This is a genomic window from Chengkuizengella sediminis, assembly GCF_010078385.1.
GTDB lineage: Bacteria > Bacillota > Bacilli > Paenibacillales > KCTC-33759 > Chengkuizengella > Chengkuizengella sediminis.
Window position 1 is genome coordinate 57,069 of record NZ_SIJC01000008.1, and the last position, 19,837, is coordinate 76,905.

Genomic DNA, 19,837 nt, shown 5'->3' on the forward strand with positions numbered 1-19,837 from the left:
TAAGTGGAATTTTATTAATTGAAAAGCTTTTCAAATTTTGTTAAAATGAAATAGAAACATTTTAATTATTACACTTTTTTCGTATACTTGTAAAGAATATTTTAAATTGTTAAAGGAAGTATAATTCTCCGCCCAATTTTCTAATGCCCTATATAGCTAATATATTTAAACTTCCAATTTTTCACGTCAATTATGCGGGAAATTTGAAAGTATTTTCAAGGAGGTAAATCATTGACAGCTACAATACATGATGTCGCCAGAAAAGCAGATGTATCTATTTCTACTGTTTCAAGGGTAGTTAATAATCCATCTTCAGTTAGACTTGAAAAACGTAAAAGAGTATTAGAAGCCATCAAAGAATTAAATTATGAACCTAACCCCTTTGCAGCAGGGTTAAGGGACAACAGAACAATGACTATTGCAGCCATTATTCCCGATATATCCAATCCATTTTATTCTTCTCTACTTCGAGGTATCGAAGATGTTGCAAGAAAGAAAAAAAACAATGTAATCATCTGCAATACAGAGCAGGATGATGAGCGTTTTCGAGAATATATGTTGTATTTTAAAAAGAAAAAAATTGATGGGGTTATTTTTACTAGTGCAGCTATTAGTGACTATGTTTATCAATCATTTCAGGAATTAAATAAACCAGCTGTGCTTGCAGCAACAAAAAGTGAAGATCGTAATTTACCCTATGTGAAAATAAATGATTTTCAAGCTAGTTATGATGCAACCCAATTTTTAATAAAAAATGGTCATCATTCTATTGGAATGATTAGCGGCACTTTAAGTGATCCAATCGCTGGAAAGCCTAGACATGATGGTTTTTTAGAAGCATTGAAAGATGAAAATATTCCTTTTTCTGATCAATCAGTTTCCTTTGGTAATTTAGATTTTGATAGTGGTTATGAAGCTATGAGTAAACTTTATGCCCAAAAACCTGAAATCACAGCAGTGTTTGCTGCATCTGATTTAATGGCTCTTGGTGCGATGTCATTTCTACAAGAAAGAGACATACAAATTCCAAAACACATCTCCATTGTCGGATTTGATAATATTGATTTTTCACGTATGGTATCACCACCATTAACTACTATTTCTCAGCCTATTTATGATATTGGGAAAAGTGCAGCAGCTTTATTATTTCAATTTATAGAAGAAAAACAACCTCCAGAAAGTATATATTTGAAACATGAGTTAATAATCAGACATACTGTATTTAATAAAAATTAGACTTAAACATAAGATGCAACCCACTTATTTATAATTTTTACTGATTACTAACATTTGTTATTGACGAGTGATTTGTAATCAGTTAAAATTAAATCGTAATCTTGAAAAGCTTTTCATAATTGAAATATAGAAACAGTAGTAATCAAAATTTAAGACTGAATAAGTTCCATATGAAAAAGAAATAAATAGAGGGAGGGTTTAAGGTGAATGAGGGATCACTAAAAGGAGGAGAGATCTAAATTGAGATTTGTAAAGAAGTACTGGTTGGAAATGTTGATGGTACTTCCGTTGTTCGCTTATTTGTTTTATTTTACATTTATACCTGTATTACAAACGATACAAATTAGTTTTATTGATGATAAAAGCAATCAAGTTTCATTGATAAATTATGAATCCCTTTTCTCTCATATTGATTTTAACAGTGCTTTGTTTAACACTATTTTCATAACTATCGTTGGCATTACTGTGCAGATTGTAATCGCTTTAGTGATTGCTTTGATTTTAAAAAAGAAATTCTTTGGCAGAGGTTTTTTTAGAACCATAATGTTGATTCCAATGGGGGTACCTACTCTTGTATCAGGAGTAACATTACTTTTTGTATTTGGTCAGACAGGTTACTTCAATGAATTGTTATATCGTTTAGGTTTGGTAAGTACACAACCTTATTGGCTAGGTGGAGGATTTGAATCACTGGCAGTTATCATTTTTGCAGACATGTGGAAGGTTTTGCCTTTAACAGTTCTTCTTTTACTAGCTGGATTAGAAAGTATAGGTGAAGATGTTTATGAAGCCTCTTCTATAGATGGAGCAAATGGTTGGAAAAAATTTTGGCATATCACTTTACCGTTACTAAAACCATCGATTACGATGGCGATTATTTTAAGAGCTATTGATTCTTTTAGAATATTTGAATTGCCTCTTGTCATGACAGGTAAAAATGTACCTGTGTTATCGACCTTTGCTTATGAAGCCTTTCAGCGAAATCAATATGGATTGTCTGGAGCAGCCGCAGTTATTTTATTACTCATTATCATTCTATTTATATTACTTTATTTCTTTATAGTAGAGCGGAAGGAAGCGAGGGATGGTAGATGAAGAGATTAACTTCAGATCGCATTTTCAAATTCATATCGTTTCCTTTGCTTCTAATAATCGCTTTTATGATGATTTTTCCAGTATATATTTTAGTGAAAGTTTCGATCAGTGAACCTAGTGAGGTGAATACAGATCATCCAACATTTTTAGTTCATGATATTACACTTGAGCATTGGAAAAACATTATTTTAACGGATAAAAAAACAGAATCAGGTCAAATTGTATATAAAATCAATATTGATGAATTGATGGTTGCAAGTGAAGAAGAAGAGCAAATTATAATCACACCAGATGAACAATACACAATAAATGGTGTGACTAGAAAATTATCCTTTATAGAAGGAGCAACATATAAACTCAGTAGAGAAGAGTTAAAGAAAGTTAGGGATGCCAGTACCACCAAAAAAATCTTTTTTGGGGAAGAAACGATTCAGAAATTATATATGCCAATTTGGAAAAGTTTAAGTGTTGCAACTCTGACAACTATATTTGCTATTTTCATAGCTGCACCAGCAGCCTACGTAATCTCTAGGATGCCAAAGAGTATAGGGTACATCATTATATTAGGTTTATTATTTACACGAATGTTTCCTGATGTTGGAATAGCGTTGCCTATTGCCACAAGATTTGTATCCTGGCAATTAACAGATACAACCTTAGGGTTAATTTTCGCACATTTAATACCTAACTTGCCATTTTTAGCTTGGATATTAGTAGGTACTTTTCAGGTCATACCTAGAGATGTGGAAAAATCAGCGATGATTGATGGTGCAGGCAGATTAACAACCCTTCGTAAAATTATTTTTCCAATTGCTGCACCTGGAATTGCTGTTGGAGCAATGTTTGTTTGGTTGAATTCGTGGAATGAATTTTTATATGCAAGATATTTAACTACAGTGGAAGGAACGTTACCTATCAAAACATTTGAAATCATTACAACAGGTAGTTATTTTACAGCGGCAGCATATTCTACGATTCTTACGATTCCAATCATCATTATTACGTTTTATTTACAAAGATATTTAAAATCTGGGATGTTATCCGGTGCTGTAAAGTAAATCTTTCTTTTCAGTGAAATTTCTATTTTGCTGAAAGTTAGAAAAAATAGGAAGTTTTGATGCATCGTTGACCACATGGACGTGGTCTTTTGTAGATGTAACCCTTACAGACCGTTTTTATACTATTTATAAAAATTACGGACTGTTAATCCGGGGTAAAGTAAATCTTTCTTTCAGATAATTAAGAATAACAGGGGGAATATAAAATGAAGTTTAATAAATTATTTTTATCCATTTTAGCAGTTATATTTATTTTTGGTATTGCAATTGTTGGATGCTCCACATCAGATGATGAAGTGTCAGAGCAACCTACTGAAACTGAAAATCAGTCTGATGAGTCAGCAACTGAAAATGTAGCAACCACTGATCCAGAAGCATTACGTGTAGCTTTTGGCATGGCAGAAACAGAATGGGATCTTTTCAATAATGAGATATTACCAGCATTTGAATCCGAAACTGGTATAAAGGTAGAGGCAGTTGAATTGAAAGCAGAAGATTTAATTAACAGCCTAACCGCACAAGTAGAATCCGGTCAAGTTACAATTGATATGTTTGCTCAAGATATCAATAATTTATCTGGGTTAGTGACTCGAGATTTAGTTGAAGATTTGTCAGCATATAATGATAATATTCCCGAAGCCGTGATCCCTGGGATGTTAGAAGCTACTGAGTTTGATGGAAAAAGATTGTTTTTACCTTATCGCCCAAATGTAGAAATTGCTTTTTATAACGAGAGTAAATTTAATGAGCTTGGCTTACAAGTGCCAACTACTTGGGAAGAATTATTAAACGTTGCAAAAGCTGCGAATGATGCAACTGGCCAAGGAAGAGTAGCGATTAAAGCGAATTTGCAAGGAGACAACATTTTGCATATGTTTGATTTTATAAAACAAGCAGGTGGAGATCCTTACACATTAAATGATGAAGGAAGCGTACTAGCATTTGAATTTTTACAGGAGTTATATCCTTATTTAAATGAACAAAGCTCAACAGCAGCATGGGACACCATGAACGAGTACTTATTGAAAGATAGCGTATATCTCGGAACAAACTGGCCATTTTATATTCCAGAATTTCATAATCAAGGTAAAGATGAAATAAAAGCCTATAGTGGATGGAGTGGACCAGTGAAGGAGTCGCACGTACTAGGTGGAGAAGTGATTGGTATCCCTACAGGATCTACAAAAGTTGACGAGGCGATCCAGTTTGCTGAGTTTTTAATGTCAAAAGACGTACAGGAATTGCTTGTGAGTGAATTAGCCTGGCCTTCTGTTAGATCTGATGCATATGGTTTAGTTCAAGGGTACCAAGAACCATATTTTGAAGCTATACAAAAAGCGTTAAATTATGCAGAGCCAAGAGGGAACGAACCATATTGGGCTGATGCAGAACCAATCTATTTAGAAGTATTTCAAAAAGTTGTTGTGAATGGTGAGGATGTTAAAGCTACGTTAGATGAAGCTGCAGAAAAATTAAGTGCTTTAAAATAAGTTTTTCAAATTATATTATCTCAAACCTCCAGTAAATAGATGAACAACTATCTATTTTGGAGGTTTTTTCTCTTACAGACATGCATATGATATTAGTATAACAATGGTGTATGGAGGAGGGGGAGTCCATTGTATATAAAATCGTACCGGCTGATTTATTTAACGATGTTTATTGTTTTTATAAATGTAATTCTTGTATTACTTCTTATCATTCCGCGAAATCATCATCAAACATCACAAATTTTAGATGGAAGTGAAGCCGCATATATTGTGGAATGGACGGAAGAAATTCCTGTTAATTCTCAATTAAATAGAACTGAAAATACAGAGTCGAAAGGTAATAAGTATTTTGTGACATTGGAAAAGCAATTGGTGGATTCAAAGGTTGAAGGAGAAGTATTGATTGAAACCTATCAGGAATTCGAAATATATAAGAATCAATTTGGAGAAGTGGTGCAGATTTTTCCTACATCAAATTTTGAATATTTAAGATATTCTATACGAAAATAAAATAAAATATCTAAAGAACCCTTTATATTACTAGTACGGTGGTTTAGAAGGGTTCTTTTTATTATTAGATGTTAACTTAATGTCTGAAAAAATAACATGAAGTTGCATGATTTATTCTAAAATGTGGTGAGATTCTAACATTTATGATAATATTAATGATAATAAGTCCAAATGATGACATAGAAATAACTTTTGAGACGGGATGTATGAAAGGAAGAAAAATGATGAGTGAAAAAAATAATGGTAAATTAACTACAAAAGAGAGAATCTTAAAGGCTAGTCTTAAATTGTTTTCTGAAAATGGTTACAAAGGTGCAACATTGAAAAAAATAGCACAAGAAGCAGGAGTTACAGAAATGACTGTTTTCAGAATTTTTGAAACAAAAGAAAAAATTTATGAAGAAATCATGGGAACGTTTAAATCTGCGATACCAAGTATTCGAAATTATATTGAAAAAAAAGCAACTTTTGTTTTGGAAGAAGATTTGAAGGAAATTTCTAAGTTATTTTATAATCAATTGTTAGATAACGCTCAAATTATGATGATTATTTTTAAGGAAAAGGATATAAAATCCATCATTACGGACAAAAGTTTGTTGGAGTTAAGGTATTTGTTCGTTCATTATTTTGATAAAATGAAGGAAAAAGGAAAAATAAGAGAAGATGTTGATTCAGAAATTCTAACTTTCACTTTTTTAACTTCTACGTTAGGAACTTTTTTAACAAGACAAAGATTTTTAGATGTCCCACTACCATCTCAAGACGATCTTATTGAAGCAATGGTTCCTATATTAGCAAGGGGAATTAAGCTTGAATCTTGATCTTAAATAAATGAAATTTGTCACTTTATTTGAATGAACAATACTATCTATTTTTCATATGGTAGTATTGTATTTTTTTCCTCTGACACCAAATTAGTGTTAGCAGATCAGGGTAGTTTACTTCAAATTAAAATGAAGATTTAATGAAAATTGGAATTAAGTATTGTTAATTTTATTTAGATCGTGTAATATACTATTATATATGTTAGTTTATTATAACAAACTAATATTATACGCTGAAGATACCTTCGACTATTTAATATAAAAATATAATTTCTTGGTTTGGAGAGAAATAAAAAATGAGCGGATATCATTTTTAGAGATTATGTCGAAGGTATCTATATTTTAGTTAATATAATATAAATAAAATACATTCAAAATTTTTTCATTCACCCTCTATATTAATGATAGTAGGTGATTTTTTTGATATTAGCAATTATAATTAAAATTACTGCTTCAATAAAAAAGGATGAATTTACAATAATAAATCAAAAGAAATGCAAAAAGTTAATAAATGATTTAATAATTAGGAAGGAGTAGATTAAATGGCAATCGCAGATATTACAATCATACCAATCGGAACAAAAAGTCCTAGTGTTAGTGATTATTTATGTAGTAGAAATCCATAAAAAGCTTGATCAGTTTGCAGATAAAATAAAAGTTCAACTTACACCGATGAGCACACTTATTGAAGGTGAATTAAATGATTTATTTGAAGTCATCAAAGAGATTCATGAAATTCCATTTTCAAAAGGTGCCCAAAGAGTTGCAACCAATATCCGTATAGATGATCGAAGAGACAAACCTTTAAATATGCAGGAAAAGGTAAATAGGGTTCAGAGTAAATTGAAAGATTGATTTTAAAATGAATAAAGATTGAAGGGGGCTTAACATGCCCCCTTTTATTAATTGATGGAACCTATTTTTTATCTATGGTTGGTATGTTAATCCGAAACCATAAGGAAATAACGGATCATACTGTGGATCACCAATATTAATAGGAATTTGCTCCTCTGTAAGAGGCCAACTCATAGGTAAAGTTCCAGTAAAGTTGTAATCCCCAAAAATTACGTCTGCAACACCATCTCCTTCTGTTCCTGGTAACCAAGCTTCAACTAAAGCATTCCAATCGGTCAATTGATCTGTGATAATAAGTGGTCTACCTGACACTAAGATAACAACAGTTGGAACACCAGCTCTTTTCATCTTATCCAAAAGGGTTAAATCAGTACGTTCTAGTCCAAAACTTCCTTGTTTATCTCCGTTACCTTCAGCATAAGGTCTTTCCCCTATGACTACAATGGCAACATCATAATCAGATTTAATTCCAATTCCTCTTTCGTTGTATGTGACTGTAGTGTTTGGAGAGACAGTATTTTGAATCCCTTCTAAGATGGTAGTACCAGAAGTTATATCTCCACTTGTTCCTTGCCAACTTATCGTCCACCCTCCTGATTGATTTCCGATATTATCTGCATTTTTCCCTGCTACAAATACTTTATTTAAGTCTTTAGACAATGGGAGAATATTTCCTTCGTTTTTAAGAAGTACTAAAGATTGCCTTACAGCTTCTCTTGCAACATCTCTGTGTTCTTGTGATCCGATAGAAGCTGTGAAAGTACGATCCGTATATGGGTTTTCAAACAAACCTAATTCAAATTTTTTTGTTAATATTCTAGAAACGGCATCATCGATTCGATTCATTGAGATGCGACCTTCATTAACTTCAGTACGTAATGTATTGATGAAATTCACGTAATTATCAGGGATCATAATCATATCGATTCCTGCATTAATCGAAGTTCTAACATCACTTGCATAGTCTCCTGGCAATTGATCAATAGCAGCCCAATCAGACACGATAAAACCATCAAAACCCAGTTCGCCTTTTAACACATCATGAATTAAGTAATCATGACCGTGAAGTTTCTCACTATTCCAACTGCTATATGAAATCATAATAGATCCGACTCCGCTATTGATGGCATTAATATATGGAGCTATATGAATGTCCCTTAAATCTTGTTCAGATATTTGAGTATCCCCTTGATCGTCCCCGCCTGTAGTTCCACCATCCCCGACCCAATGTTTTGCTGTAGCTAAAATGGTGGAAGGATCATTTAAGTTAGTACCCTGTAAACCTTCTATGATCGTAGCATATGAACTAGCAATCTCAGGATCTTCACCATAGCTTTCATATGTACGTCCCCAACGTTCATTTCTAGCTACGCTAAGAGCTGGTGCAAATGTCCAGTCAATTCCTGTTCCAGCTACCTCTTTAGCAGTGACTTCACCTATTTGGTTTAATAGAGTAGGGTTTCTAGTTGCACCTAAGCCAATATTATGTGGAAATACAGTTGCACCATACACATTATTATGTCCATGTACAGCATCTATGCCATATATGATTGGAATACTGAGGTTGTTTGTAAGTGCTATAGATTGATAATGATCATACATATCAGCCCAAGTTTCAGGGGTGTTTGGTGTTGGGGCAGATCCTCCACCACTTAATAAGGACCCCAAATAATAGGTTGCAATATCGTTATCACTATTTAAAAAAGTGCGATCAACTTGTGTCATTTGACCTATTTTTTCATCTAAACTCATTCTGGCTAATAAATCTGTTACTCGATCAGGAATCGCCGCATTGGGGTCCTGATAAACTAGTGCTTCTCCATTTACAACTTTGGGATCACCCATTGAGGGAATCAATAAACTAAACAACAATACTGTACTGAGTAAGAACACGAACAACTTCTTACTAAAAACAAATTTGTTCATTACCATTGTAATTCCTCCCTTGTATATTCATTTGTTACATCATTTAAAAAGTATTCCATTAAAGTCTGTTCATACATTGATTTACAACACTATTTTGTTATTTATAGCATTAAATTGATACGGACAGTCTGATTTAAAAAAATAAAGAAACTACGAAATGAAAACATTTTCATCTTGACTCAATTTTCAGAATATTATATGATATTTATATCAAATGGTTAGACCATTAGATATTTAAAGGTTATACCATTGGACATTTATGAGGGGGAGATCAACGGACAAAGTTTCCCTTGTCCTAAACCGCTGCGAATGCAGAGAGGAGATTAATTCACTTTTTACACACCTATATTATACATACCAACGAGTAAGCGTTTCCATCAGTTGTGAGGTTTATAAATTTCATTAACGAAAAATTTAATAGATAGATTCAGAACATATCAACTCCCAAATAGGCATCTTAGACTTGTTCAGCCTTTATATCTCCTAATATTTATTTTGACATTTCATTAATGAATTTATGAAAATGAAAAACTCTACTAAATGAAGTAATGGGTTAGGTAATAAAATTGTGTGACAAAGTTGAATGATGTAATTAAAAGGAGGATAACATGATGAAGAGTAGTAACAAGAGAATGATGATGATTTTAGCATTGTTTATGGCTGTAATTGTAGGTCTTGCAGCTTGTGGTGGAGAAGAAACATCTTCTACTGAACCATCCAATTCTTCTGAAACTGATAATAGCAGTGAAGAGGGAAGTAGTAGTGTGGGAGAGCAAGTTTTAAATTTAACAGCAGGTGAACCTACAGCATTAAATCCTGGTCAAGCAAATTATTCGCAAGATCAATTAATTACGAATAATATTCAAGAAGGTTTAATGAGAAAAGGTTTAGACGGTGCTACTCTTGAAAATGGATTAGCAGAAAGTTTTGAAGTAGATGGATTTACGTATACTTTCAAAATTAAAGATGATGTAATTTGGTCTAATGGTGAACCAATTACTGCTCATGACTTTGAATTTGGTTGGAAGGAAGCAATGGATCCTAGAAACGCTTCTCCATACTCTTGGTTGTTTGAGCTTATAGCACTTGAAAACGCTGCAGAATTAGCTTATATGGAAGTACCAGAAGATGAAGCAGAAGCTGAAACACAAATCCAAGCTGCTAAGGATGCAGTAGGTATTAAAGCATTAGATGATAAAACTTTGCAAGTAACTTTAACAAGGCAACATCCAGCATTTTTAGAATTAACAGCATTTCCTACTTTCTTTCCAGTGAATCAAAAGTACTATGAAGAAGTTGGCGGATTAGATGGATATGCCACGGAAGCAGATACAATGTTATATTCAGGTCCGTTTGCTATATCTGAATGGTCTCATGATGAAAAAATAGTATTAGTTAAAAACGAGAAGTATTGGGATAAAGAAGCAGTAAAACTTGACAAAATAGTATTCTCAGATGTAGCTGATGAAAATACACAAGTTCAACTATACAACAGTAATGGCGTTGATGCGATTCGAGTTCCTAACGATTATGTAGATCAATATAAAGATTCTGAAGAAGCTACACAATATGCTAGGATTCAAACTTGGTGGTTCGTATTAAATATGGAAGCTGATGGTGTAGAAGGAGACTTTTTAAGAAACGAGAAATTCCGCGAAGCTATGGCGATTGGGGTAAATCGTGAAGAGTTAGTTAATGTAGCATTTGGAGGATTACATGTACCTGGTACTGGACTCATTCCACCTGGATTAGCTGGCACAACACCTGATCAAGATTATCGTTCAACGAATCCAGAACATACTGATTTTCTTGCATATGACTTTGAAAGAGCACAACAACTTCTTGAAGAAGCAAAGGCAGAGGTAGGTCAAGATTTACCAACATTAGGACTGAGTATTTATGAAAGACAAAGTAAAGAAGCTCAATATTTACAAGAGCAATATCGTAAGTTAGGTGTTAACTTAGAAATCACAGTTACTGATTCAAAAATTAGAAAATCATTATTTAATTCAAGAGACTACCATATCATATATGCAGGATGGTTTGCAGATTATGATGAGCCAAGTACTTATTTAGATCTATTCTCAAGCACATCAGGATTCCCTAAAAATGGGTTTGCAATGGATGAATATGATGCTTTATTAGAGCAAACACAAAATACTATTGATAAAGAAGAAAAATATAAATTATACGCTGAAATGGAATCATTAGTTTTATCCAATTTTTCATTTATTCCAATGTCACATGATGGATTTTATTCTCTACAAAAATCATATTTAAAAGATGTTGCAGTTCATTCAACAGGACCTAGTAGAACTTATAAGTGGGCATATATATCTGGTAAATAAAATTTGTTGTGAAATTTTATATTAAAAGAAATCAAGGTATATGTACCAATACATATACCTTGATTTCTAACTTTAAAATGCATTGAATGTGCCTGTGACATTATAAGATTGGAGATGAGAAAGTTGGGGAAATACTTACTTAGGCGTTTCGCTTTTATGATTATCACACTATGGGTGATCATAACAATTTCTTTTTTCTTTATGAAGTTGTTACCTGGAACGCCTTTTGATGATGAAAGAATTCCAGAAGCTGTTCTTGAGAATATGATGGCTCAATACGGACTTGATAAATCAATTCCAGAGCAATATGTATTATATCTTTCTAATGTAGTACAAGGAGATTTTGGTGTTTCTTATCGAATCAAAAACAGAGAAGTAACTACAATTATAGCTGAGAAATTTGCCCCATCAGCAATTATTGGTATTCATGCACTTATTATTAGTGTTCCATTAGGCATAATCTTAGGAATGATAGCAGCATTAAGAAGAGGAACTGCTATTGATTATGCAGCTGTAGGGTTTGCTGTTATTGGTTTTGCAATACCTAGTTTTGTAGTTGCTGTTGCACTGCAATATTTGATTGCTGGAAATGGACTACTTCCTTCGGCGCTTTGGGGAACCTATGAACATGTCATTCTGCCTTCCATTGCTCTAGCATTAAGTATGTTTGCATACTATGCAAGAATGATGAGGTCTGAAATGTTAGAAGTTCTTGGTCAGGATTATATAAAAACTGCAAAGTCTAAAGGATTATCTAGTACAGCAATCATATTCAAACATGCTTTTAGAAACTCTTTAATTCCAATTATCACGAGCCTACCAGTTGTTATATTGTTTACAATTTCAGGGTCATTGGTTATCGAACAAATATATTCGATTCCAGGTTTAGGTACAGAATTAGTTAAATCCGTATTAAGTAGGGATTACACTGTTAGTATGGGGTTAACTTTATTTTATGCAGTGATGTATATCGTAGCATTATTTATCGTTGATCTTTTATATTCTGTTGTTGATCCTAGAATCCGTGTTGCAGGAGGGAGTGAATAGAATGAATACAAATCCAAGCACAACTAATGAAAAATTTACTCCGTTAAATAAAGAGACCCTTTTTGCAAATGAAAAAGATTATAAAAGCGTCTCTTTTTCACAAGATGTATGGCGTCGATTAAAGAAACATAAACCTGCAATGGTATCCATTGCTGTTTTAATTACGATCACATTATTGGTATTTGTTGGTCCATTTATGAACGAACATGATGCAACTTCTCAAAATTATGAAATGATTAAACTTAAGCCAACAATGGAAGGTAGTTATTGGTTTGGATCAGATGATTTAGGTCGAGATATGTGGACTAGGACGTGGGAAGGCGCTAAAGTATCACTGCTAATAGGTGTTGTAGCTGCGCTATTAGATGTCGTATTCGGTATCGTTTATGGTGTAATTTCAGGTTATTTTGGTGGTAGAACAGACTTTATCATGATGCGGTTTATAGAAATTATAGTAGGTATTCCTAATATTATCATTACAATACTACTTGTTATCATATTAGAGCCTGGGATCACTGCCATTATCATTGCAATTGCAGTATCAGGATGGGCTGGTATGGCACGTCTCGTGCGAGGACAAGTATTAAGTTTGAAAAACAAAGAATTTATTTTAGCCGCTCGTTCTCTTGGAACGAAACCAGCAAAAATGATGCGAGTTCATCTTATTCCTAACATGGTTGGACCAGTATTAGTAAATATTTCTTTTACGATACCTTATGCTATTTTTGCAGAAGCTGTATTAAGTTTTATTGGATTAGGTGTACCTGTTCCAGATGCTTCTCTAGGAACTTTAATTAATGATGGACGGAAATTTCTATTAACTGGTTCACCCTATCTATTATTTATTCCAGCTACGATTTTAACTCTTATTGTCACAGCATTTAGTATTTTTGGAGATGGCTTACGGGATGCAGTTGACCCTCGTTTGCGAAAATAAAAAATGCCATTACTATGTATAGCATAAGGAGGTTTCAATGACGATGAGCAATCTATTAGAGGTGAAAGGTTTAAGCTTTTCATTTGATACATTTCAAGGAGAAGTAGAAGCTATTCGTGGGATCAACTTTGAACTTAAAAAGGGGGAGGTAGTTGCTCTTGTAGGAGAATCAGGCTCTGGTAAGAGTGTTACATCACAGGCAATCATTGGCTTGAACCCAATGCCCCCTGGACGTTATAAATCTGGTTCTATCTTATTTGAAGGGTTAGATATAACAACTCAACCTGAAAAAAATATGCAAAAAATTCGCGGTGCAGAAATCTCCATGATATTTCAAGATCCTATGACATCTTTAAATCCAACGATGAAAATAGGAAGACAAATTGTAGAGGGGTTAATAAAACATCAAGGATTAACAAAACCAGAAGCTAAACGAAGAGCAATAGAAATGTTAGGATTAGTTGGATTACCAAACCCTGATAAGCTTATATTTAGTTATCCGCATCAATTTAGTGGTGGGATGAGGCAAAGAGTGATGATTGCCATTGCATTAGCATGTAATCCTAAATTGTTAATAGCAGATGAACCAACTACTGCTCTGGATGTTACTATCCAAGCTCAGATTATTGAATTGATGAAAGATTTACAAAAAAAATTACATACTTCAATTATGTTAATTACACATGATTTAGGGGTCGTAGCAAATATAGCTCAACGTGTAATCATCATGTATGCTGGTAAAATCGTTGAACAAGGTACATTAAACGAAATTTTTTATGAATCACGGCATCCATATACCTGGGGTTTGTTAGAATCAGTACCACGTCTTGACTCAAAAGAAAGTGGAAGGTTGGCATCTATTCCTGGAACACCTCCACAATTGATACACCCTCCAAAAGGTTGTCCTTTTGCAGAACGATGTGAATTCGCTATGAAGGCTTGTATAGAGGAATATCCAGATGAAACGGCTTTGTCTTCTACTCATAAAGTAAACTGTTGGTTAGAAGATCCTTCAGCTCCAACAGTAAAGAGACCGGTACACTTAGGGGGAAGAGTATAATGGGTGAAACAACAAATACACTATTGGACGTTAAAAATTTATCTAAAGAGTTTAGTGTTGGTGGAGGACGTAAATTGAAAGCTGTAAATGATGTATCGTTTTCAATTTTGGAAGGTGAAACCTTTGGTTTAGTAGGTGAATCTGGATGTGGGAAATCTACCACAGGACGTACTATACTACAATTATATAATGCAAGTAGTGGTGAAATTCATTTTAAAGGCGAAGATATTGTGAAAATGAATAAAAAACAGAAGTATGGATTACATCGGGATATGCAAATGATCTTTCAGGATCCGTACGCTTCGCTTAATCCAAGATTAACTGTTACTGAAATTATTTCTGAGGGTATGGATGCTCTTGGAATGTACAAAGGAGATAAGGCTGGTAAATACGATAAGGTACTTGAATTATTAAATAAAGTTGGTTTAAAGAAAAATCATGCGAATCGTTATCCACATGAGTTTTCTGGTGGACAGCGTCAACGAATAGGAATTGCTAGAGCCCTAGCAGTAAAACCGAAATTTATTATTGCAGATGAACCGATTTCAGCACTTGATGTATCTATTCAAGCTCAGGTGGTTAATTTATTTCAGGATTTACAGGAAGAAGAAAACCTTACTTATTTATTTATAGCCCATGATTTATCTATGGTAAAACATATTTCAGATCGAATCGGTGTGATGTACTTAGGAAAACTTGTTGAAGTATCAGAGAGTGTGGAGTTATATGAAAAACCTCTTCACCCATACACTCAAGCTCTTTTATCAGCAATTCCAATTCCTGATCCAAAAGTGGAAATGGCAAGAGAACGTATTGTTTTACAAGGAGATGTTCCAAGTCCAATGAATCCACCTAGTGGCTGCCATTTTCGAACTAGATGCCCTCATGCAACAAAAGAATGCGAAGAAATAGTTCCTGCTTTAAAAGAAGTGGAAAGTGGCCATTTTGTAGCATGTCATTTGTATTAATAAAAAAAATGAGATGAATCACTTATTTATTAAATAGAAGTATTTATTCATTATGAACTTTTTTTTGGAGGTGTGTTTTTGAACTTGCCAATAAAATTAAGAATCCTCACACCTGTATCAGCAATGATTTTTTGTGTCTTTTACAGTTTGTTTTTTTATGACATTAGCATATACCTAACACTTATTAATGTTTCATTTGTGATTGGCATTTTGCTTTTATCTATGAGTGCAATGATTTATATTTCCAATGGATGGTTTCAACCTTTATATCATTTCATGATTAGAAGGAAAAAACCATCTAAGGAACAATTAAATGAAAGTTTGGTGGATTATCAAATTGCCTCTGATGTTATTAAAGAAAAAGAAAAATTGAGACTAAAAAAACAGAATTTAAGAAAAGAATCTATACTGCTCCCACTCATCACAGCAATTACATTAATGATTACGTCATTCGTTGTTTTGTTTATACATTCTTAATTAAAGAATTTAACTATGAAAGTATTCAATTCTATTATGCAATAATAGAAAATTATAAAATTGTTCTATGTATCTTAAATTTCAACTACAATTCCTTAAAAAATCACCCTTATTTAATTAAGCTCATAACAAATTTCATCACATTAGTCTTGTTGCTAACTTTTATGAACGTTTTCAAATCTGTATCATGACATAATGGATTATTGAAATGTACTCTTACTATATTTAGTCAAGGAGGTGAAACTAGTTTTATATAATGTGAAATATAAAAACAATATTTAAGGAGGATATATCAAAAAATGAAAAAATTCTTATCCGCTGCAATGGCTCTCGCTTTAGGTGTTAGTATACTAAGTCCTGCATTAGCTAAGGACGATGGTAATAAATCCATAGAGTCTTTTAAAGAAACAACTTATTCTCATAACTCTCATTTATCAGCCAGTAATGAAGATAGAGTCATTGAAATGTTGAAAGATAGTGGTTATATAGCAGATAATGCTTCACCAGAAGAAAGTCAATTGCGATTAAAACAATATATTCAAGAATTTGAGGATACATTTACTAAACAAAAAGGTGAACTGTATTCAAATGAAGTTCAGAGACAAGCTTACTTAATGGAACAATATAATAACTCTCCTATAGTTAATGGAGCGGGTAACAAATTAGGATTAGCTGAAGAGGTAGAGTCAGTTGATATCGAAGACTGGGATGGTTCAACTCAAATTGATAATGTTCTAGTATTACTAATTGAATATCCTGATTATCCAGCAACATCTATTCAACCGGAAGATACGGATCATTATTATGATGAGTATTCAAAAGAGCATTATGAGAACTTGGTTTTTGGTGAAAACGGTTATATAGGACCTAATGGAGAAACATTTATTTCTGTAAAGCAATTTTATGAACAACAGTCTGGCGGAAGTTATTCTATTGATGGAGAAATAGCTGGGTGGTATATGGCGCAAAACCCAGCAGCTTACTATGGAGGGAACATTGATGGAGTAAGGGACAAAAATAGAAAAGAACTTATACTTGAAGCGCTAGATGCAGTAGGACAGGATGAAGATGTTGATTTATCTAAGTTTGATATCGAAGATCGATATGACCTAGATGGAGATGGGAATTATCGAGAATCGGATGGGATTATAGATCATCTAATGATTGTACATTCTAGCGTTGGAGAAGATGATGGCGGCGGTGGACTAGGCAGTGATGCTATATGGTCTTATCGCTGGAATTTAGAAGAAATTTACGATATACCTGGAACGGATTTCTCTGCATATGACTATACCATGCAACCTGCAAGTGGAGCTCCTGGGGTATTTGCACATGAATATGGCCATGATTTAGGATTACCAGATGAGTACGATACGTCAAATTCAGGTTTAGGTGAACCAATTTCTCATTGGTCTATTATGGCTAGAGGAAGTTGGTCTGGTACGCTACCTGGTACAGAACCATCAGGGTTTAGTCCTTTTGCTAAAGAATTTATTCAAGCAACAATAGGTGGGAATTGGTTAACAGGAACAACGATTGACTTAGACGATATTGATAGTGAAGGTATTGAAGTTTTAATAGATCAAGCTAGTTCTAAAGGAACAAATCATGATGTAGTCAAAATCCAATTACCTGAAAAAGTGATTGAAATTAATGAGCCATTCAGTGGAAGTTATGCTTACCATAGTGGGAAAGGTGATTATTTAAATCATTCTCTAATCACTTCTGTGGATTTATCGGATGCGATTGAAGCTTCTTTAACATTTAAAACTTGGTATGAAATCGAGCAAGATTTTGATTTCGCTTCTATTCAAGTAAAAGAAGAAAACTCTAATGTTTGGGTTACAATACCAGGAAATATTACAACAGAAGAAGGTTATGAAGACCGAAATCCTGGACATGGAATTACTGGACATAGTAATGGCTGGATTGATGGGATTTTTGACTTATCTGATTTTGCTGGGCAAAGTATTGAATTAAAATTTAATTACTTAACGGATACAAACACAATTGAACTTGGATTGTGGGTAGATGAAATAGAAATCAGTGTAGATGGTGAGGTAGTCATTTTTGACGATGCCGAATCTGAATCAGCATTCTCCTTTGATGGATTTAAATTAAATGAAGGGAAATTTATAGGTGATCACTATTATTTACTTGAATGGAGAAATCACCAGGGAGTAGATGAAGGTTTAGCACATATTAAGTTTGGAAAAAGCATTATGCAATATGACCCAGGACTAGTTGTATGGTACGTGGATCATACTGCAGATAATAATGCTGTAGGTAGCCATCCTGGCGAAGGGTTTTTAGGTGTTGTTGATGCAGACCAACATACTATCACGTGGAGTGATCGATATCTTGCTTCAACTCGTTATCAAGTCCATGATGCTGCGTTTAGTTTAAATAAAACAGAAAAGTTATATGTTGATTATAACTACTTATATGGTGCGGATATTACAGATAACTTTACTCAACAAACACCATTATTTGATGATAGCCAATCCTATTTGAATTCTGGCCAACCTGATGCAGGACGTAACATCCCTAATTACGGCCTTAGGATTCGTGTTATAGGAGAAAGTGATGATCAATCTGTAGGGAAAATACTGATTTTCCGATAAACTATTGATTCTATATAAAAATTCATATTAAATGAATCAACTACGAAGAACCCTACCTTAAATCGGGTTCTTCGTATTAGGACATCTTCTTCTAATCTTTTAAATCGAACTTAGAAAAAGTATATCTTCAAATTGTTGATGTTTATCAATTTCCTCCTTTTGGAAGAAAAATAAGTAATACGCCTACTAATGGGAAAAAACTTAACCAGTACATGACTTGATCTAAACCAATATTTTCAATAGTTAACCCGAGTACTCCTGAACCGATCGCACCTAATCCAAAAGCTAATCCTAGTATAATACCAGTGACAGTTCCAATTTTATTAGGAATCAATTCTTGAGCATAAATTACCATAACAGTGAAGCTAGAAAGCATGATAAACCCTATCATGAAACAAAGTAACATAGCCCAAAAGGGATTAGCGAATGGCAGAGCTAATGAAAAGGGGACTGTACCAAACATAGATAATAACATGATATTCTTTCTACCCCAACGATCCGATAACGTTCCCCCTAAAAAAGTACCTAACACACCACCAAATAAAAAGAGAAAAACATACACTTGAGCATCACTAAAAGTGAGATGATATTTTTCCATAATATAAAACTGATAGAAACTTGTGATCCCTGAATAATACCATGTTCTTGCTGTAATAAAAATAACTAAAATGGAGAAGACATATATTATTTTTTTATTATCTATATGGGATGTCTGATGATCAACTTGTTTTTTCTTTAAAACTTGAAGACTATAAGTTTTTTTATACCAAGCTGATACTTTCAGAAGAGAGAGTATCGCAATCATTACCGCAACACTAAACCAAAGAGTTCCTGATTTACCTAAAGGCGCAAATACTAATGCAGCCATAATAGGAGCAAATGCTTGTCCGAAATTACCACCAACTTGAAATATAGATTGTGATAAACCTCTTTTGTTCCCTGCAGCATAATACACGACTCTTGAGCCTTCAGGATGGTATACAGCAGATCCTATGCCGATAAACATAATTCCAATAAGAAGTAAATAATAGTCATCTACGATGCCAATAAATAAGACACCTATCAATGTAAATAACATTCCTAATGGTAGTGAATAAGGACTAAATCGTGTATCTCCCCACCAGCCCATGAAAGGTTGTATGATCGCAGTGGTAATACTTAAAGTAAAACCCATTATTCCAATTTGGAAATAGGAAAGATTCAAACCCTCTCTTAAAATTGGATATAAAGCAGGAACAATAGCTTGAACTAAATCATTAAGAAAATGAGTAAAACCCATCAAATATACAATGATATAAATAGTTTGGTTTTGCGGTTCTCCAGTTTGTTTACCTATTTGTACCCTGCTCATTTCTATCTCACTCCTTATGTAACTACTCCTA

Annotated in this window: 15 protein-coding genes and 1 pseudogene; 14 read left to right on the forward strand and 2 right to left on the reverse strand. The window is 33.5% G+C overall.

The window, feature by feature from the left end; genetic code table 11:
* Positions 1 to 231: 231 nt before the first annotated feature.
* From EPK97_RS15640 to EPK97_RS15670, 7 genes and pseudogenes are all read left to right on the forward strand, one after another.
* Positions 232 to 1,236, forward strand: a complete 1,005-nt coding sequence (locus tag EPK97_RS15640; protein WP_162037564.1) for a LacI family DNA-binding transcriptional regulator — start codon at positions 232 to 234, stop codon at positions 1,234 to 1,236.
* A 240-nt stretch (positions 1,237 to 1,476) separates the two neighbouring features.
* Complete coding sequence (locus tag EPK97_RS15645) at positions 1,477 to 2,331, forward strand: carbohydrate ABC transporter permease (RefSeq protein WP_205690275.1); 855 nt, start codon at positions 1,477 to 1,479, stop codon at positions 2,329 to 2,331.
* Positions 2,328 to 3,389: a carbohydrate ABC transporter permease gene (locus EPK97_RS15650; protein ID WP_240903846.1), complete on the forward strand. Its 1,062-nt coding sequence runs from the start codon at positions 2,328 to 2,330 to the stop codon at positions 3,387 to 3,389. The genes EPK97_RS15645 and EPK97_RS15650 overlap by 4 nt, the downstream gene beginning before the upstream one ends.
* Before the next feature lie 206 nt (positions 3,390 to 3,595).
* A complete protein-coding gene (locus tag EPK97_RS15655; RefSeq protein WP_162037565.1) occupies positions 3,596 to 4,879 on the forward strand; it encodes a sugar ABC transporter substrate-binding protein in 1,284 nt (427 codons plus the stop codon).
* A gap of 129 nt (positions 4,880 to 5,008) precedes the next feature.
* Complete coding sequence (locus EPK97_RS15660; RefSeq protein ID WP_162037566.1) at positions 5,009 to 5,389, forward strand: hypothetical protein; 381 nt, start codon at positions 5,009 to 5,011, stop codon at positions 5,387 to 5,389.
* 224 nt (positions 5,390 to 5,613) lie between these two features.
* Positions 5,614 to 6,210, forward strand: a complete 597-nt coding sequence (locus tag EPK97_RS15665; RefSeq protein ID WP_162037567.1) for a TetR/AcrR family transcriptional regulator — start codon at positions 5,614 to 5,616, stop codon at positions 6,208 to 6,210.
* A gap of 545 nt (positions 6,211 to 6,755) precedes the next feature.
* Positions 6,756 to 7,068: pseudogene (locus tag EPK97_RS15670) on the forward strand (MTH1187 family thiamine-binding protein).
* A 72-nt stretch (positions 7,069 to 7,140) separates the two neighbouring features.
* On the opposite strand, the gene EPK97_RS15675 reads toward EPK97_RS15670, so the two are convergent.
* Positions 7,141 to 9,000, reverse strand: a complete 1,860-nt coding sequence (locus tag EPK97_RS15675; RefSeq protein WP_170295548.1) for a glycoside hydrolase family 3 protein — start codon at positions 8,998 to 9,000, stop codon at positions 7,141 to 7,143.
* A 605-nt stretch (positions 9,001 to 9,605) separates the two neighbouring features.
* On the opposite strand from EPK97_RS15675, the gene EPK97_RS15680 reads away from it, so the two are divergent.
* The 7 genes from EPK97_RS15680 to EPK97_RS15710 all read left to right on the forward strand — a co-directional run bounded on the left by EPK97_RS15680 (position 9,606) and on the right by EPK97_RS15710 (position 18,455).
* Positions 9,606 to 11,342: a peptide ABC transporter substrate-binding protein gene (locus tag EPK97_RS15680; protein WP_162037568.1), complete on the forward strand. Its 1,737-nt coding sequence runs from the start codon at positions 9,606 to 9,608 to the stop codon at positions 11,340 to 11,342.
* Between the two features lie 114 nt (positions 11,343 to 11,456).
* Entirely contained in the window at positions 11,457 to 12,389 is a 933-nt protein-coding gene (locus EPK97_RS15685; protein ID WP_240903847.1) for an ABC transporter permease, read from the forward strand.
* Positions 12,370 to 13,326, forward strand: coding sequence for an ABC transporter permease (locus tag EPK97_RS15690; RefSeq protein WP_420826798.1), 957 nt, complete (start codon positions 12,370 to 12,372; stop codon positions 13,324 to 13,326). Before EPK97_RS15685 ends, EPK97_RS15690 begins: the two co-directional genes overlap by 20 nt.
* Positions 13,327 to 13,369: 43 nt before the next feature.
* On the forward strand, positions 13,370 to 14,386 hold the full coding sequence (locus EPK97_RS15695; RefSeq protein ID WP_162037571.1) for an ABC transporter ATP-binding protein: 1,017 nt from the start codon (positions 13,370 to 13,372) through the stop codon (positions 14,384 to 14,386).
* Entirely contained in the window at positions 14,386 to 15,354 is a 969-nt protein-coding gene (locus tag EPK97_RS15700; protein WP_162037572.1) for an ABC transporter ATP-binding protein, read from the forward strand. Before EPK97_RS15695 ends, EPK97_RS15700 begins: the two co-directional genes overlap by 1 nt.
* 78 nt (positions 15,355 to 15,432) lie before the next feature.
* Positions 15,433 to 15,831, forward strand: a complete 399-nt coding sequence (locus EPK97_RS15705) for a DUF3899 domain-containing protein (protein ID WP_162037573.1) — start codon at positions 15,433 to 15,435, stop codon at positions 15,829 to 15,831.
* A 299-nt stretch (positions 15,832 to 16,130) separates the two neighbouring features.
* The gene (locus tag EPK97_RS15710; RefSeq protein ID WP_162037574.1) at positions 16,131 to 18,455 is read left to right on the forward strand and encodes an immune inhibitor A domain-containing protein; all 2,325 of its coding nucleotides are present in this window, start codon (positions 16,131 to 16,133) and stop codon (positions 18,453 to 18,455) included.
* A gap of 145 nt (positions 18,456 to 18,600) precedes the next feature.
* On the opposite strand, the gene EPK97_RS15715 is transcribed toward EPK97_RS15710, so the two are convergent.
* Positions 18,601 to 19,806, reverse strand: coding sequence for an MFS transporter (locus EPK97_RS15715; RefSeq protein ID WP_162037575.1), 1,206 nt, complete (start codon positions 19,804 to 19,806; stop codon positions 18,601 to 18,603).
* Between the last annotated feature and the right edge of the window lie 31 nt (positions 19,807 to 19,837).

What these genes read in the sequence shown, in the direction of transcription:
- EPK97_RS15685 (WP_240903847.1), top strand. Translation starts at nt 11,457, where the DNA reads ATGAGAAAGTTGGGGAAATACTTACTTAGGCGTTTCGCTTTTATGATT.
- EPK97_RS15695 (WP_162037571.1), top strand. Translation starts at nt 13,370, where the DNA reads ATGAGCAATCTATTAGAGGTGAAAGGTTTAAGCTTTTCATTTGATACA.
- EPK97_RS15675 (WP_170295548.1), bottom strand. Translation starts at nt 9,000, where the DNA reads ATGGTAATGAACAAATTTGTTTTTAGTAAGAAGTTGTTCGTGTTCTTA.
- EPK97_RS15680 (WP_162037568.1), top strand. Translation starts at nt 9,606, where the DNA reads ATGAAGAGTAGTAACAAGAGAATGATGATGATTTTAGCATTGTTTATG.
- EPK97_RS15710 (WP_162037574.1), top strand. Translation starts at nt 16,131, where the DNA reads ATGAAAAAATTCTTATCCGCTGCAATGGCTCTCGCTTTAGGTGTTAGT.
- EPK97_RS15665 (WP_162037567.1), top strand. Translation starts at nt 5,614, where the DNA reads ATGAGTGAAAAAAATAATGGTAAATTAACTACAAAAGAGAGAATCTTA.
- EPK97_RS15715 (WP_162037575.1), bottom strand. Translation starts at nt 19,806, where the DNA reads ATGAGCAGGGTACAAATAGGTAAACAAACTGGAGAACCGCAAAACCAA.
- EPK97_RS15655 (WP_162037565.1), top strand. Translation starts at nt 3,596, where the DNA reads ATGAAGTTTAATAAATTATTTTTATCCATTTTAGCAGTTATATTTATT.
- EPK97_RS15700 (WP_162037572.1), top strand. Translation starts at nt 14,386, where the DNA reads ATGGGTGAAACAACAAATACACTATTGGACGTTAAAAATTTATCTAAA.
- EPK97_RS15650 (WP_240903846.1), top strand. Translation starts at nt 2,328, where the DNA reads ATGAAGAGATTAACTTCAGATCGCATTTTCAAATTCATATCGTTTCCT.